Genomic DNA, 15,581 nt, shown 5'->3' with positions numbered 1-15,581 from the left:
ATTCTCCCTTCTTTTTCTTTTGTTACAAAGTTTCTATTATACTAATACACTTGATAGAAATACGATTAATGCTGTTAATACTACCGCTCCACTTGCTGATCCTACGAAGTCACCTTTTGTTACTTGTAATACTTGCTCTTTCATATCTTTCATTCTCCCTTCTTTTTCTTTTGTTACAAAGTTTCTATTATACTAATACGCTTGATAGAAATACGATTAATGCTGTTAATACTACTGCTCCACTTGCCGATCCTACAAAGTCACCTTTTGTTACTTGTAATACTTGCTCTTTCATATCTTTCATTCCCCCTTCTCTTTCTTTTGTTACAAAGTTTCTATTATACTAATACGCTTGATAGAAATACGATTAATGCTGTTAATACTACCGCTCCACTTGCTGATCCTACGAAGTCACCTTTTGTTACTTGTAATACTTGCTCTTTCATATCATTTATCCTCCCTTTTCATAAGTTATCTATATGTAATTTCTAAGAAATGTTTATTTCATAGTTTTTATGTTAACGTTACATTAAATTTGATAACGTAACGTTTGTAACATTAATGTAACATAACTATTGTTACGTTGCAATATAATAACGTGAAATTTATTACACTTTTTTTACGTTTTTTTATAATAATCCCCAAAAACCTTTATTTAATGCACTTTTCACTAAGCTCACGTTTGTAACATTCATGTAATATTACAGTCATAAAGTGAAATATAGTCATACTCCTCTCTATTTTTGTTACAAACAGTTTATTTAGTGACACTAAACCTATCTAATCTTTACTTACTTTTAATATGAGATAAAATACCGTCTTTCCAAGATAAGTTTATATGTTTCCTCTATATAACTATGTATAATAAAAACAAAGAGGTGGTCATTTTGAAATTAATCGCATTAGATATGGATGGTACACTACTATCATCTAATCTTGAAATCTCCAAAGAAAACCTACAAGCAATCCAAACTGCACAAGAAGCTGGTCATATTGTAATGATTTGTTCTGGTCGTGCGAAAGAGGATGCTTTAAAGCTATTGGAAGAATATAAATTATCTCTTCCAGTCGGAGCAAGCAATGGGGCTATTGTTTATGTGGATGGAAAAGTAATTAACTCGCGTTGTATACAAAACGACAAAGTGTACAAACTTGCAAAATTACTAGAATCTGAAAGTTTCCCATATAAGTTATATACAAATAAAGGAGTTTATTCTCCATATACATGGCAAGATCAAGTGATGCAAGCGTTCGAAGAAAATAAGCAGGCGCTCGATGTTACATTAGAGGAACTTGAACGAATTACAGAAAAGCAAAAGAAATCGAACTTAATTACTGATTTCAAAAAAATAGAAGATGTTGTAAATAACCAAGAACTAGAAATATCTAAATTCTTCATTTCAACATTTAATGCAGCGCATCGCGCACAGCTATTAAGCGTGTTACAAGAAGACGCTGATATTATGGTTACAGCATCAGCTCCTACTAACTTAGAAATTATGGATAAGAATGGACATAAAGGAAACGGGCTACAGCAGATGGCAGCTCATTTTAATATTCCTATTGAAGATACAGTTGCTATTGGTGATAATTTTAATGATGTACCAATGTTAGAAGTAGCAGGCTTATCTGTTGCAATGGGCAACGCTGAAGAAGATGTAAAAAAACTATGTGATGTTGTAACATTAACAAACAATGAACATGGTGTTGCTCACGCAATCGAGCAATTTGTATTGAAACAAACTTCATCTAGTAAATAAAAAAAGGACTCTTTCCATTTGAAAGAGTCCTTTTTTTATACATGATGACAAGAAACAAAATGATCATCACCAACATTACGAAATTCTGGTATTGTTTTTTTACAAACATCTGTTGCAAACGGGCAACGTGTATGAAAACGACAACCTGAAGGTGGATTTGCTGGACTTGGAATATCCCCTTCTAGTATAATTCGCTCTCGCTTCACTGTTGGATCTGGTATTGGAACGGCTGATAACAATGCTTTTGTATACGGATGTAGCGGATTGGTAAATAACTCATCACGCGGCGCCGTCTCCACAATCGTACCTAAATACATAATTCCGATTTTCGTACATAAATGTTCTACTACACTCAAATCATGTGAAATGAATAAATAAGATAATCCCTTTTTCTCCTGTAACTCACTAAATAAATTAATAATTTGTGCTTGGATAGATACATCTAGTGCCGCCACAGGTTCATCAGCTACAATGAATTCTGGATTTAACACCATAGCCCTTGCGATTACGATACGCTGACGTTGTCCACCAGAAAACTCATGGGGATACCGGTCAATATGATAAGGAGCTAAGCCACATAACTCCAATACTTCAATTACCTTTTCACGAACATTTTCTTTCGTCGCTAATCCGTGGGCCAACATCGGCTCTCCAAGCGCTTCTCCAATTCTCATTCTCGGATTTAATGAGCTAAATGGATCTTGAAAAACGAGCTGCATATTAGGACGATGTTTTCTCAATTCATCCTTCGATAAAGAATGAACATCTTTCCCTTTAAACTTCACTTCCCCCTCCGTTTTTTGAATGAGACGTAAAATTGTTTTTCCTATCGTTGTTTTTCCGCTCCCTGATTCGCCAACGAGACCAAACACTTCGCCTTTATTAATAGTAAAACTTACTCCATCAACTGCTTTTACATGTCCGATCGTTCTACTAAATATGCCACCTTTAATTGGAAAATATGTCTTTAGGTTTTTCACCTCTAATAATGGTTCACTCATTGCTCCGCACGCTCCTCATATAACCAGCAAGCTACTTTATGATTTTCATCATTTACATTTAGATTTGGGGCTTCTTTTTCACATATTTCCATACAATGCTCACAACGCCCACTAAAGTAACAAAACTCACCTAAACCAACTAAATTTGGAACTTGCCCTGGAATAGAATATAGTTTATCTATTCGTTTTCCCATTACTGGTTTTGATTTCAATAATCCTTTCGTATAAGGATGTTTTGGATTTTGGAATATCTCTAATACCGGAGCTTCTTCAATAACTTTCCCGCCATACATAACGACAACGTAATCAGCCATTTCTGCTACGACACCTAAATCATGTGTAATTAATAAGATCGACGTTTTAAATTCTTCTTTCACTTGTCTTAGTAAATCTAATATTTGGGCTTGAATCGTAACATCAAGAGCTGTTGTTGGTTCATCTGCAATTAATAACTTAGGATTACAACTAAGCGCAACAGCAATCATAATACGTTGTAACATCCCGCCGCTCAGTTCATGCGGATAAGAATGGACAATTTCATCAGCACGAGCTATGCCAACTTTACGAATTAACTCAATTGCTTTCTTATACGCTTCATTTTTACTAAGTAATTCATGCTCCCTTAGCGTTTCTACAATTTGCTCACCTACAGTGAAGACGGGATTTAGAGATGTCATCGGTTCTTGGAAAATCATTGCAATATCATTGCCTCGTAAACTACGAAGTTCTTTCTCTTTCATTCCTAAAAGACTTTTTCCCTCATATAGAATATCTCCGCCTACTACACTACCTGATTCAGCAATAAGCCCCATAATAGATAAAGCTGTTACACTTTTCCCGCAACCTGATTCACCTACAACACAAACAGTTTCACCTTCTCGAACAGCAAAACTAACATGATTTACAGCCTTTACTATTCCTTCCTCCGTTTGAAAGTGTGTTTGTAAGTCTTTCAGCTCTACTACCGCTTTACTCATATTCTCTCACCTACCGTCTCATCTTTGGATCTAACGCATCACGAAGTGCATCACCAAGTAAATTAATGGATACAACTGTTATAAAGATTGCGAAACCAGGAGGAATCCATAACCACGGACGCTTTTGAAAATCAATTAATGAGTTAGCTGCGCTAATCATATTCCCCCATGATGGTGTAGGTGGGACGACGCCGAGACCTAAGTAGCTTAGCGCGGATTCTCCCAAAATAGAACCTGCAACACCTAATGTAGATACGACAATTAAAATGGGTAAAACATTAGGTATTAAGTGATATATAATTTTCCGGTAATCTTTTATTCCTAACACATCAGCAGCTTGCATAAATGCTTGCTCCCTAAGTGATAAAATTTGCCCTCTTACAAGGCGTGCAAGCCCTGGCCAACCTACTAAACTTAAAATAATCATAATGACATACAACCGATAATCAGACGGTACTTTCCACTCTGATAAAATCGCACCCATTATAATAAGTAACGGTAATCCTGGCATCGACATTAAAATATCTGCAAGCCGCATAATAATATTGTCCACAATACCACGATAAAAACCTGCAATCGCTCCTAATAAAGCTCCAAGTATAACTGATAAAACCATTGAAGCTAAACCAATGGTTAATGAAATACGTCCCGCTTGCATAAGCCTTGTTAAAATGTCTCTTCCTAATTGATCTGTACCAAGCCAATGAGAAAAACTAGGTGGTTTGTTAATGAGCGCAACTTGTATTTTTCCTGATGCATATGGAGAAAAGAACGGACCGATAAAACAAAATAAAAACATAAAAATTAATGCATAAAACCCTACAAGTGCCATCTTATTTTTCTTTATCTTTTTAAAAGCTTGTCGCCATGGTGATGATGCGTTTCTTCTCTTTTTTTCTTTTTTTTCTGTAATTACTGTAACAGTCTCCATTTCTTTCCCCACCTTACTTCAACCGAATTCGTGGATCAACAACTGCATATACGATATCTGCTAAAAAGTTTGAAACGATTGTTAAACAAGAAAGAAACATCGTAAATGCCATCAATACTGTATAGTCACGGAAATTTAATGCTTCTAATTGAATATTACCAATTCCTGGCCAGTTAAAAATTTGTTCAATAATAATTGCCCCAGAAAACAAGCCAGGTAATTCAAATGCTAATAACGTAATTGCCGGTAAAATTGCATTTTTTAATGCATGCTTATAAATAACCGTCTTCTCCTTCAAACCTTTCGCTCTTGCTGTTCGTATGTAATCTTGTCTTACAACCTCTAACATACTTGTTCTAAAATAACGAGTTAGCGAGCCGACCCCAAGAAGTGTCAAAATAAATACTGGTAAAATCATATGTTTTGCAACTTCTATCACGTAAGCAAATCCTGTTGAATTACTGCCAACATCAATCATTCCACCTATCGGTAATAACTTAAAGTCAACCGCAAACACCTTAATTAAAAACAAACCGATAAAGAATGAAGGGAATGACATTGCTGCAAAAACACCGATTGTTACAAGTTTATCGAACAAAGAATGTTGCTTCGTCGCCGAGAATACACCGATAATAAGTGCAATTAGCCAAATAAAAAACAATGCAATAATTGCTACACTAAAAGAATTCCAAATAAATTTATTTAATAATGACGTTACAGGCTCTTGATATTGAAGCGAGAAGCCAAAGTCCCCTTGCAATGCATTACCTAACCAATGAAAATAACGCTCAACAATCGGTTTGTTCAACCCATATAATTCCCTCAGTTCAGCTGCTCTTTCCGGTGTAATTTTCGGATTTGAATCAATATAATCCCCAGGAAGAAGTGCGAACAGGACGAAGATAATAATTGATGTACCAAGCAGTGTAGGAATCATTTGTAACAACCTACGAACAATATATGTTTTCACCCTTTTTCTCTCCAATCTTATGCTTAAAATAGAAGAACATTTTTTCAAAGCGGCACATTACTAACCGAATGAAAAAATGTCTTCTACTTATACATTCTTATCGTTATTTTTCAAATGATAATACTGGTAAGTTTGCACTAATACTGTTGTACTTTTCAGGATCAATTCCTTTTATATTCCCGTTATAACCAGTAATTGTTCTACGGTAGTTTAATAGAATTACTGGTGGATCATCACTTAATTCTTTATACAATTCTTTATAAATAGGTTTACGCTTTTCGATATCTACAGTTTCAATACCTTTTTGAATTAGCTCATCTACTTTTGCATTCTTATAACCAAGACTAGTTTCATTTGCAGTAGACAAATATTCACCAGCTGTTTCACTCGGGTCACTTGTAATCGGTGTCGAAACAGAAGCTAAATCATAATCCCCTTTGTTTACCTTAGAAAGCATCGTATTAAAGTCCATAAATTCAGGATTAAACTCTACACCTATTTCTTTATAATTCTCTTTCGCAATCGGAATTAATAAATCACTATCTTTAGCCGAACTTGGACCGAAATAAGAAAGTTTTAATTTTTGACCATCTTTTTCACGAATTCCATCCGAACCAACTTTCCACCCTGCTTCATCTAATAATTTTTTCGCTTTTTCTTTATCGTATTCGTATTTATTAACTCCTTCTTCCGTATAAGCCCAAGAAGTTGGATGAATTGGTACATTGGCTACTGTACCGTATCCTTTTAACGCTGTATCAACATATTTTTTGCGGTCTAATCCGTAAATAAGTGCTTGGCGAACCTTTTTATCCTTTAAGTAAGGCTTATTATTATTCATATAAATATAACTATATGACGGTGCTGTTTCGATTTGGATATTTGCGAATTCTAAAGCCTTAGCCTGTTCAAGAACCTCATCACCAGTACCTAAGCCAGTATGGTCAACTTCTCCTGTTTGGAACAACTGAAGCTTCGTATCACCAGAAGTAATTTTATAAATGAAGTTTTGAATTTTTGGTTTACCCGCATAATAATTTTCGTTTGCTACAAAACGAACTTCTTGACCTGGAATATACTTTTCAAATTTATATGGACCCGCAGCTAATGGCTTTCCATATAAATCTTTTAAGTAATCTAAGCTTGTATTTTGCTTATAATCTTTTCCATAATAAGCTTTTGATAGTACTGTACCTCCTAAAACAAATATAGCTTGTGAATTCACTTTTTCAGTTGTAATTTTAATTGTTTGTGGATCAACAACTTGAATACCTTCAATTGAAGTTGCTTTTCCTTCTTTATATTCTTTACCACCTTTAACCGCATATTGAGAGATATCTACTTCACCCTCATATGCCTTATCATGTAAAAGCGTCAATGTGAAAGCTACATCATCCGCCGTTAATGGCGATCCATCACTAAATTTCAAATCTTTACGTAAATGGAATGTATATGTTAACTGATCAGAAGAAACGTCCCACTTCTCAGCTAATTCTGGAATTGGTTTCCCTTGTTTATCGGTTGATACGAGAGATGCAAAAATAACTGAAGTTACGTTTCCATCCCAACCATTTTGTTGGAAGTATGGTAAAAATACGCCGCCTGGCTTACTAATACCAACTACTAACGTATCTTTTCTATTCTTCGCTTTGTCTGGCACTTTCGTTTTATCTGTCGCAGCGATCTTTTCAATTTTCACATTTTTTAAATCCTGCTGTTTAACCGGTTCTGTAGAAGCCGCGTCCTCCTGTCCCCCACAAGCAGACAACACAAGCGAACTACTCATTAATACCGAAAATACACCAGCCCATTTTTTTGTCTTTTTCTTCATTGTCCCCACCCTAACTTTTTATGATTATACCCTCTGAACGAATTACCTTATGTATGCCTCCCACAGCAACATTTATAGCCAATCGGAAAAGTCGGTTTTAATCGTAAAAAAATAGATGTTTTTGAGGGGTAACAATCTTATTCCGACCTTTCCGGTAGACTTTATGGTTATTAGCTTATATCGTTCATTATGTTTTGTCAATTCTTTCTAAATAAATATTTTTAGAATTTTTACAAAATTTTATCTCTACATTTATACTTTAAGAAAACTCAGCTATAATTCGTATTAAAAACTTAAAAATCTACTTCTATTTCTTCAGCATGAAACATAGAATACTAATAACCAATTACCAAAAAGGGGGCGAAAATATGGACAACCTATTCCAATACGTCCTGCACTACGTATTATTAACAATTATGATAGTCGGGGCGCTATTACTATTCCCGTTCTTCCCAAAGTTCGTCCTCTTTTTAGCTTTTTTTATCATGCTCGGGATCGCTATTATAATTTCAACGAGAGAAGATACCACGCAAAAAGAGAGCAGAGTTCAGCGCGTAAAGCTGTAACTTTGCTCTCTTTTCGTTTTCATTCACTAGTCTCTTTTACACATATTTATCCCACTATTTTCCGGTCAGTAAGACCCTCACCTCAAAATTCAGCGAAAGCAAAGAAGTTAGGTGGGGGGCGTGCTGCCCGTAAAAGCCCGATTCGTGAGGACTGATTAAAGTCTCACTTTATCTCTCGGGAAATAATTAGCCTTTGTTTTTGTAATTACTCCTATCGAAAAACCACTAATGACATTTATTTTTCACCTTATCATTTCATATGTTTCACAAGCTATGCAAATTGAGGAACACGGATTTATCTAAGTTACTGTTTCACGTGAAACACATCGCTTTATTTAACCTTTAAAGCCAAATATCATTATGAAAAAAGCCACTTCCTCCAGCAAAACTGAAAGGAAGTGGCTTTCTACTCATTACTCCACAATATTCTCTAATTCATTATATAACTCTGCTCGTAACAACTCTTTCTTCGTTTTTTCCTCATATAATTTTTCAAGTCTTTCAACATCAGCTACATGTTCCATTTCACATTCTATTGCATATACATCTTCTTCTACATGCATTAACTCGTTTTCAATCTCTTCAAGATTCCTAGCTTCTTTCTCTTTTACAGGAACCGTTTCAACACTTTTTTTTCCTTGGCGTTTCTGCTTTATTACTTGCTTCTCAAGCTTTTCTTCCCACTTTTGACGAGCCCATGCATAGTTTCCTGCAAACTCAAATAATTTACATTCATCAATCCAGTACGTCTTTTCAAATAACTTATTTAAAAAATATCGATCGTGTGAAACAGCTAAAATCGTCCCGTTATATTGCTCAAGGGCTTCCTCTAAAACTTCTCTTGATTCAATATCAAGATGGTTTGTCGGCTCATCTAAAATTAGAAAATTGATGTCTTGATACATAAGTTGCGCAAGTCTTAACCTCATTTTTTCTCCACCACTAAGTTGCGTTACTTTCTTAAATACTGCTGGACCATAAAATAAAAACTTAGCTAATATATGTCTTGCTTCTCCCTCTGTTACAGCCACATTCTCCCTGAATGCTTCCAATACATTACTCTTCATATTTTCATACGTATGCTGTGATAAATAACCGATTTTCACACTACTACCAACCCTAATTGCGCCAGCTTCTGGTTCCATTTCTTTTAATAGTAATTTTAGTAAAGTGGTCTTCCCTGTGCCGTTGCGACCAACGATAGCAGCACGCTCTTGAAAACGAACATGTAAATTCGCTTGTTCAAATAAAGGTCGGCCAGCAAAACCTTTACTCACTTCTTTCATTACAACAACATCTTTCCCGCTTCTCTCTTGCCCTTCAAACTGAAGACCCATCTGTTTCCGTTCTAAAATCGGCCTCTTTAATTTCTCTATACGTTCTAACGCACGTTCCATATTTCTCGCTCTTTTATGCAATCCTTCATTCGGAGGATTCGCTTGATTTGCCCATTCACGTAGGCGCTTAATTGCTTCTTTCATTTTCTTTATTTTCTTTTGCTGCTCTTGATAAGCTTGAAACTCTTGAAGTAATCTTCCTTCCTTCTCCTCAACGAACTGAGAATAATTCGTATGGTACACGTGAATCGCTCCATCTTCCAAATCAAAAATTTTCGTTACAACTTCATCAAGGAAATAGCGATCATGTGAAATAACCATAACTGTTCCATTATATTCTTTTAAAAATTGCTCTAACCATTCAACTGCAAACAAATCTAAATGATTTGTTGGTTCATCTAATAGAAGTAAATCTGGTTTCTGCAATAGCATATATGCAAGGCTTACTTTCGTCTGTTCTCCTCCACTTAATTCCGTAAATACTCTTGAAAATAAGTTTGTCACTTGTAAGCCATTTGCTACCTTCATTATATTTGCCTCTATTTCATAACCACCGAGAAATGCAAATTTTTCTTGAATTACTCCGTACCCCTCCATTAGCTTTTGCAAAGAAGATTGTTCCTGCTCTTCTGCCATATTTTTTTCTAGAGCATGCATTTCTTTTTCTAATTCCTTTTCTACTTTAAAAGCGGAACTCAATACATCATATACAGTCATGGCCTCATCAAACTTCGGAATTTGTGCGACATGACCAATACGTGTACCTTTCTTCATATGGATGGCTCCTGTATCCAAACTCTCCATTCCCGTTAGAAGCCCAAAGATTGTTGTCTTCCCACTACCGTTACGACCAACTAACCCAACACGTTCACCATTCTTTATTTCAAGCGATATATTTTCAAATATGATGTTTCCACCAAAAGATTTCGTTACATTATTTACACTACAAATAGTCATTTTCCGTACTCCTTTCAATATAAAAAACCATGAGAAAGAAACATTCCCCATGGTTTTCGGCATAGAAAAAGGAAGCCAAATAGCTCCCTTTTCACACGTTTATTAAAAATGGGTGAAGAGATTCCTATCGTTCAATAGTCACTATGCAATTGTTAAAAAAGGGCATACGTATCCCGTTAACAACTACATCATGAAAAATCGCACGACAAAAATAGATAAAATCTAAAAATTTGGCACGTGCAGCTAAAGAACGTTTCATCTCATTCACCCCTTTCGTACGGAATTTAATACTTACTTCTTTATTATACTTCCCTATTTCATGTTTGAATAGTCATTTTTCTGAAAATAATGAAGATAGACTAAACATTTCAATGAGTGACATCAAATCTTACAAAACTGTTATGTTCACGTAATGGAAAGCGATAGTACGAAAAGATGCCTCCCTATACAATAAAGATGTAAACAAGAGAGACAAACAAAAGGAGGAAACAAACATGATAAAAGAAATCGTAAAAGCAATCTTTGAGGTATTAGTGAACGGACAAGCAGTTGTAAAAGAACTAAATGAACTATAAAAAGGAGTGAAGAAATATGATGAACATGGTAAAAATGATTTTACACGCTTTGGTCGATGCAAAAGCAGTTAGCCAAGAATTAAACCAACAATAAAAAGGGGTATATGAATATGAAGAAAGCCATTATTATAATTGCAAGCACAGCAATTACCTTATACACAATAAAAAATAGAAAAAAGAAAAATACTGAAAATGTTCTATATTATCCATACACACTATTAGAGAAAAAATAAAAGACAAGGTACCCTATCGTAATGAGGATATCTTGTCTTTTATTTTTCCCTTATTCCTTTAGAGGATTTCCTTCTCCTTTTCCCGAATGTATTAAGCGGGATTTTTACACATATTTTAAAGGGGCATATATATAAATGGATACACAACAACTATATTTTTTAAACGATATCGGTAAACAAAAACCAGAAAGTATTCGGAATAGAAGCGCTGCATGTCCATTTTGCGATACAGAACATTTAACGGATATTTTAGCAACTGATGGTTCTATTATTTGGTTAAAAAATAAATTTCCTACATTACAAGATACATTTCAAACAGTGTTAATTGAAACCGATAATTGCGAAGATCATATCGCAACATATACAGAAGAACATATGCGGAAATTAATGCAATTTTCTATTCAACATTGGTTACACTTACAGAAGAAAGAAGAGTTCGCATCTGTAATTTTATACAAAAATCACGGTCCATTTTCAGGCGGAAGTTTGCATCATGCACACATGCAAATTATCGGAATGAAATATGTAGATTATCTTGAAAATATTGAAGAAGAAAATTTCCAAGGGGTAATTGTTCAAAAAAACGAACGCATTGAGCTTAATATTTCAGAGCGTCCCATTATTGGCTTCACTGAATTCAATATAATCATTGATAATATTTCATATATAGATGATATGGCAAATTACATTCAGCAAACTGTACGTTACATACTGACAGATTTCCATAAAGGATGCAGTAGTTATAACTTATTCTTCTATTACTTAAATGGAAAAATCATTTGTAAAGTTGTTCCTAGGTTTGTCGTTTCACCGCTGTATGTAGGATATAAAATACCTCAAGTTTCCACAAAACTAGAATACGTAAAAATACAACTAGCGGAGTATTTCACAAAATGAAACGATTATCAAAAAAAAATAGAGTAGGTATCAAAACCTACTCTTTAATTACACCTTTATTTCGATAGTACACATCTTCTAATCCGATGTTATACTTCATGTTATTATCCGTCCACTCTGGCCCTAAATTCCCTGGCCATCCAGATGTATTCGCTATATATTTCAGTAATGCAAAATCAGTCAAACCTTTTTGCACCCCACGCTTATATCCTTTCATTAAATGCGGCATTGCAATTTGCGCATTTGTACGTGGATCTTTCAGCTCATCATCAGTTAAATGTTCTGGTGCAAGCCCGCCGCCGCGGTGTAGTTGAAACAATCCGAATGAAGTTCCATTATCTCCAACACTTCTTGGATTTAATCGACTTTCATGCTCAGCAATTGCAAGAGGTATCCATTCCGGAAGATTTACTTTCTTCGCTTCCTCTATAATGATTTGTTTCATCTGTTTTGCTTCTTCTGAATCAACATAGCTTGTTCCATTCACTAGCTTATCCATTCCTTCAGACTTTCCTTGGAAATATAAATATACTCCAAGAACAACTAAAAATCCTACAAAGAATTTCTTCACTACCTCTACCTCTTTCTCCGCTGAAATTTGTCCCCTTTCAGCCTTCCCTTTACAATTACCTACATTCTACTACTCTTTTATCATAGCAAATAACTATACATATTATCATCATGCTTTAGACCGATTTTGTGAAAAAAAATCTGGTAAATGCGTGCAAAAATGTAACTTTCATAGACTATAACGCATTTATTGTATATAATTGTAAATTGAATTCTAAATATAAACTAGGAGAATAATAATATGAAAAAATGGCTGTTACTCTTATTTAGTTTACTACTATTAATTCCTGTCCCTATTTCCGCACAAAAAACCGAACAACCAAAAACCCTTATTTTATACAGTTCAAACGATGATCAAATTACAAGTGATATCCAAATACTTAATACACAAGTAGGACATTTCACTAATAATATAACAATTAAAAACATAAAACAGTTAGCTGAAATAACTGATAAATCTTCGTATACACATGTTATTTACATGAGTGAAAAACAAGAAGAACTTTCTACTGAAGCAAAGAAATTTCTAGAAGGATTCCCAGGACCATTACTAGTTTTAGGTCAAAATATAGAACAGTTATCTAATCGTTTTTCATTTATCACACTTAAAAATGAAGATATAAACTCTGATACAATTGAATATCCAACACGTAAACTAAAGAATATATTAGAAGAAGAAAGAACAATTAAACAACTTGACACAAATGGAACAATTCTCGCCCATGCTTTAAGAGGAAATAATACTTATCCATTAATTGTACAGCAAAACAATTCTTATTATGTAGCAACTTCTAACCTCTTTGATTGGATATCTTATTATATTGGCGAAAGCCTATTTTCTTATTTTCAGCAAAAACCCGAAACTAATAAAAAATTAGCTTATTTACGTCTTGAGGATGTTCACCCAGCCGCAGATACATATCAATTAAAAGAAATTGCTGAATTACTAAAAGAGAAAAAGATTCCTTACATGATCACTGTTATTCCTGTATATACAGATCCAGATACAGGTAAAACACTACATTTAAAAGATAAACCCGAACTAGTCGATCTTTTACGCTCTATGCAAGATGATGGTGCAGCGATTATTATGCATGGTTACACTCATCAATTTTATGATAGTGAAACTGGGGAAGGTTTTGAATTTTGGGACGTAAAGACAGATCAACCAATTCGCCAACCGAAACATGAAAAACCGAAGACAAAAGATGACTTTCCAAATATAGAGGCATATAACCAATATGTAAAAAAAGGGGAAGAGTTTGAGGAAAAATATACGACAGATCATATCGAAAAGGGGATTCAAGAACTTGTAGATGCTAAACTATATCCTGTCGCCTTTGAAGCACCTCATTACACAATGTCTCAAAAAGGGTATGAAATATTATCAAGATACTTTTCAACTTATGTAGGACAACTACAGTTAAGTGATACAACTTGGAAATCCATGCACTCTCCAGCATATAGAAGTACACCAACATTTCTACATGGAATGAAATTAATGCCTGAAACAGTCGGTTTTATTGAAGAAGATAAGCCACAAGCTATTGCTAAAATGAAAGCAAATGCTTTATCTGTTGCTAAATTATCCGATGGGATTATTGGAGCATTCTATCATCCTTACTTAGGTGTGAAACCATTAAAAGAAGTGTTAAAGGATCTAGAAAGTATTCCAAATATAGAATGGATTGATTTACAAAAGGAAAAGAATGAAGTAAAAATGAAAGATATTCATATTACGACGAATAAAGATGGCATTCACGTTGAAAAACCAACCAGTGCGAATGACATAATTGATTATATAAAGCAATATGGCTTCTTCCTTATACTAGGGTTCGTTATCATTGTCTTTCTTTTATTATTAAAACGTGCGAAAAAATTAGAATCCTAATACAAAACCACCGAGCGGAACGCTTGGTGGTTTTTTGTCATATATCAAACCGTGGTATTTTACTAAATAAATTCAACTTTTACTTTTTCCGTTACATGATTAAAACTATAATTCTCCTATCCTTTCAAATAAAATCGACTTGTATTTTCATATATTGTTTCTGCGACCTTATCAATGGATATGTTTTTTATAGAACTAATTTCCTTTAATACCTCTCGAATCATTCTTGGGTGCGTTATAACATCCTCTTGAAATTCCCACGGTCCATCTGTTTCTACCATCATATATTCAAGCGGATAATACGAAACGATTTCTCTAATCTTCTCCTTATGTAAAACATCCGGTGTAATCGAAATATAATAACCATTTCTCATCATCCGTTTCATTGTTTCATCGCTTCCTTTAAACCAATGGAAGTGTGCACGTGAAACTTTATATTTCTCTAGCAAATCACATACAATGTCAGCATCTTCATAAACTGCGTGTAATACAATCGGCAAATTATACTTACTAGCTAGTTCTATAAATTTTTTCAATACAGCTATGTATGGATCTGCAGCAATTCTTTCATCTTCTTTTCTCAAATAATAGGGCAAACCTACTTCACCAATCGCAACAATTCCCTCTGCGTTCTGTTCAATAAGTTGATAAATCTGTTCACACTCCTCTTTATGAATCTGTTGCTCTGGATGAAACCCTATCGCTGGATATATAAAAGGATACTTCTTCGCTAAAGATAACGTTTCCTTACAAGAGTGATAATTTATAGATACTGCAATAAGCCCCTTTATTTCATTACTATTTTCCACCTCTTTTAGTAATCTGCTCTTCTCTTCATCCTTATATTGATCAACATGTATATGACTATCAATCCATTTCATCTTTATGCCCCCATAAAAAAAACAAGAAAGGACTTCCTTTCTTGTTTTAGCATCTATATTATTTAACAATTAAGTTTGTTATGATATCAAATAATCCAATACACACTACGGCAACAGTAAAGTAGCTACAGAAATCTTTAATTGGTAACTTCACTACTTCTTCTTTACGCATCCCATTTTTCTCCCTTCTTACTAGATCCCTAA

Annotated in this window: 17 protein-coding genes; 5 read left to right on the top strand and 12 right to left on the bottom strand. The window is 34.4% G+C overall.

All coding sequences use genetic code 11. The features are described 5' to 3' along the window. Window positions 1–36 precede the first annotated feature (36 nt). The 3 genes from ACYFX0_RS28580 to ACYFX0_RS28570 are packed head-to-tail and all read right to left on the bottom strand — an operon-like array spanning window position 37 to window position 446. The gene (locus tag ACYFX0_RS28580) at window positions 37–144 is read right to left on the bottom strand and encodes a DUF3948 family protein (protein ID WP_000664237.1); all 108 of its coding nucleotides are present in this window, start codon (window positions 142–144) and stop codon (window positions 37–39) included. A gap of 43 nt (window positions 145–187) precedes the next feature. Further along, a complete protein-coding gene (locus ACYFX0_RS28575; protein WP_000654250.1) occupies window positions 188–304 on the bottom strand; it encodes a DUF3948 family protein in 117 nt (38 codons plus the stop codon). Between the two features lie 34 nt (window positions 305–338). Further along, a complete protein-coding gene (locus ACYFX0_RS28570; RefSeq protein ID WP_000664237.1) occupies window positions 339–446 on the bottom strand; it encodes a DUF3948 family protein in 108 nt (35 codons plus the stop codon). A gap of 441 nt (window positions 447–887) precedes the next feature. Between ACYFX0_RS28570 and ACYFX0_RS28565 the strand changes: the two genes are divergently transcribed. Beyond that, window positions 888–1,760 (top strand): Cof-type HAD-IIB family hydrolase, encoded by an 873-nt coding sequence (locus ACYFX0_RS28565; RefSeq protein WP_000766426.1) that lies wholly within the window; start codon window positions 888–890, stop codon window positions 1,758–1,760. 35 nt (window positions 1,761–1,795) lie between these two features. Here the strand turns inward: ACYFX0_RS28565 and ACYFX0_RS28560 are convergent, their stop codons facing one another. The 5 genes from ACYFX0_RS28560 to ACYFX0_RS28540 form a co-directional block, all read right to left on the bottom strand. Further along, window positions 1,796–2,761: an ABC transporter ATP-binding protein gene (locus tag ACYFX0_RS28560; protein ID WP_001294490.1), complete on the bottom strand. Its 966-nt coding sequence runs from the start codon at window positions 2,759–2,761 to the stop codon at window positions 1,796–1,798. Beyond that, window positions 2,758–3,738, bottom strand: a complete 981-nt coding sequence (locus ACYFX0_RS28555) for an ABC transporter ATP-binding protein (protein ID WP_098829080.1) — start codon at window positions 3,736–3,738, stop codon at window positions 2,758–2,760. Before ACYFX0_RS28555 ends, ACYFX0_RS28560 begins: the two co-directional genes overlap by 4 nt. Before the next feature lie 10 nt (window positions 3,739–3,748). Further along, window positions 3,749–4,669, bottom strand: a complete 921-nt coding sequence (gene opp4C / locus ACYFX0_RS28550; protein ID WP_000451075.1) for an oligopeptide ABC transporter permease — start codon at window positions 4,667–4,669, stop codon at window positions 3,749–3,751. A 13-nt stretch (window positions 4,670–4,682) separates the two neighbouring features. Then, the gene (locus tag ACYFX0_RS28545; protein WP_000860748.1) at window positions 4,683–5,639 is read right to left on the bottom strand and encodes an ABC transporter permease; all 957 of its coding nucleotides are present in this window, start codon (window positions 5,637–5,639) and stop codon (window positions 4,683–4,685) included. A 103-nt stretch (window positions 5,640–5,742) separates the two neighbouring features. Beyond that, on the bottom strand, window positions 5,743–7,470 hold the full coding sequence (locus tag ACYFX0_RS28540) for an ABC transporter substrate-binding protein (protein WP_086397700.1): 1,728 nt from the start codon (window positions 7,468–7,470) through the stop codon (window positions 5,743–5,745). Window positions 7,471–7,838: 368 nt separating this feature from the next. Between ACYFX0_RS28540 and ACYFX0_RS28535 the strand changes: the two genes are divergently transcribed. Next, entirely contained in the window at window positions 7,839–8,036 is a 198-nt protein-coding gene (locus tag ACYFX0_RS28535) for a hypothetical protein (RefSeq protein ID WP_000369259.1), read from the top strand. A gap of 413 nt (window positions 8,037–8,449) precedes the next feature. Here ACYFX0_RS28535 and abc-f read toward each other — a convergent pair whose 3' ends face one another. After that, window positions 8,450–10,330, bottom strand: a complete 1,881-nt coding sequence (gene abc-f / locus ACYFX0_RS28530; protein WP_460272030.1) for a ribosomal protection-like ABC-F family protein — start codon at window positions 10,328–10,330, stop codon at window positions 8,450–8,452. A 124-nt stretch (window positions 10,331–10,454) separates the two neighbouring features. Beyond that, window positions 10,455–10,589 (bottom strand): RAxF-45 family protein, encoded by a 135-nt coding sequence (locus ACYFX0_RS28525; protein ID WP_000830643.1) that lies wholly within the window; start codon window positions 10,587–10,589, stop codon window positions 10,455–10,457. Between the two features lie 420 nt (window positions 10,590–11,009). Between ACYFX0_RS28525 and ACYFX0_RS28520 the strand changes: the two genes are divergently transcribed. Together ACYFX0_RS28520 and ACYFX0_RS28515 are read left to right on the top strand one after the other, a co-directional pair. Beyond that, complete coding sequence (locus ACYFX0_RS28520) at window positions 11,010–11,138, top strand: hypothetical protein (protein ID WP_002083998.1); 129 nt, start codon at window positions 11,010–11,012, stop codon at window positions 11,136–11,138. 135 nt (window positions 11,139–11,273) lie between these two features. Beyond that, window positions 11,274–12,035, top strand: coding sequence for a DUF4931 domain-containing protein (locus tag ACYFX0_RS28515; protein ID WP_002162952.1), 762 nt, complete (start codon window positions 11,274–11,276; stop codon window positions 12,033–12,035). Between the two features lie 37 nt (window positions 12,036–12,072). On the opposite strand, the gene ACYFX0_RS28510 is transcribed toward ACYFX0_RS28515, so the two are convergent. After that, entirely contained in the window at window positions 12,073–12,606 is a 534-nt protein-coding gene (locus ACYFX0_RS28510) for a transglycosylase SLT domain-containing protein (protein WP_000713249.1), read from the bottom strand. Between the two features lie 240 nt (window positions 12,607–12,846). Here ACYFX0_RS28510 and ACYFX0_RS28505 point away from each other — a divergent pair, with 240 nt between their 5' ends. Next, on the top strand, window positions 12,847–14,496 hold the full coding sequence (locus tag ACYFX0_RS28505; protein WP_000759040.1) for a DUF2334 domain-containing protein: 1,650 nt from the start codon (window positions 12,847–12,849) through the stop codon (window positions 14,494–14,496). A gap of 116 nt (window positions 14,497–14,612) precedes the next feature. On the opposite strand, the gene ACYFX0_RS28500 is transcribed toward ACYFX0_RS28505, so the two are convergent. Beyond that, window positions 14,613–15,377 (bottom strand): TatD family hydrolase, encoded by a 765-nt coding sequence (locus ACYFX0_RS28500; RefSeq protein WP_000871104.1) that lies wholly within the window; start codon window positions 15,375–15,377, stop codon window positions 14,613–14,615. Between the last annotated feature and the right edge of the window lie 204 nt (window positions 15,378–15,581).

The organism is Bacillus sp. NEAU-Y102 (assembly GCF_054788175.1).
The sequence above is the reverse complement of the archived record's forward strand: the minus strand, read 5'-3'. Positions and strand labels throughout refer to the sequence as shown.

Coding starts and splice junctions, on each gene's coding strand:
- ACYFX0_RS28575 (WP_000654250.1), bottom strand. CDS start 304: ATGAAAGATATGAAAGAGCAAGTATTACAAGTAACAAAAGGTGACTTT.
- ACYFX0_RS28570 (WP_000664237.1), bottom strand. CDS start 446: ATGAAAGAGCAAGTATTACAAGTAACAAAAGGTGACTTCGTAGGATCA.
- ACYFX0_RS28505 (WP_000759040.1), top strand. CDS start 12,847: ATGAAAAAATGGCTGTTACTCTTATTTAGTTTACTACTATTAATTCCT.
- ACYFX0_RS28560 (WP_001294490.1), bottom strand. CDS start 2,761: ATGAGTGAACCATTATTAGAGGTGAAAAACCTAAAGACATATTTTCCA.
- ACYFX0_RS28535 (WP_000369259.1), top strand. CDS start 7,839: ATGGACAACCTATTCCAATACGTCCTGCACTACGTATTATTAACAATT.
- abc-f (WP_460272030.1), bottom strand. CDS start 10,330: ATGACTATTTGTAGTGTAAATAATGTAACGAAATCTTTTGGTGGAAAC.
- ACYFX0_RS28580 (WP_000664237.1), bottom strand. CDS start 144: ATGAAAGAGCAAGTATTACAAGTAACAAAAGGTGACTTCGTAGGATCA.
- ACYFX0_RS28525 (WP_000830643.1), bottom strand. CDS start 10,589: ATGAAACGTTCTTTAGCTGCACGTGCCAAATTTTTAGATTTTATCTAT.
- ACYFX0_RS28540 (WP_086397700.1), bottom strand. CDS start 7,470: ATGAAGAAAAAGACAAAAAAATGGGCTGGTGTATTTTCGGTATTAATG.
- ACYFX0_RS28500 (WP_000871104.1), bottom strand. CDS start 15,377: ATGAAATGGATTGATAGTCATATACATGTTGATCAATATAAGGATGAA.
- ACYFX0_RS28520 (WP_002083998.1), top strand. CDS start 11,010: ATGAATATGAAGAAAGCCATTATTATAATTGCAAGCACAGCAATTACC.
- ACYFX0_RS28555 (WP_098829080.1), bottom strand. CDS start 3,738: ATGAGTAAAGCGGTAGTAGAGCTGAAAGACTTACAAACACACTTTCAA.
- opp4C (WP_000451075.1), bottom strand. CDS start 4,669: ATGGAGACTGTTACAGTAATTACAGAAAAAAAAGAAAAAAAGAGAAGA.
- ACYFX0_RS28515 (WP_002162952.1), top strand. CDS start 11,274: ATGGATACACAACAACTATATTTTTTAAACGATATCGGTAAACAAAAA.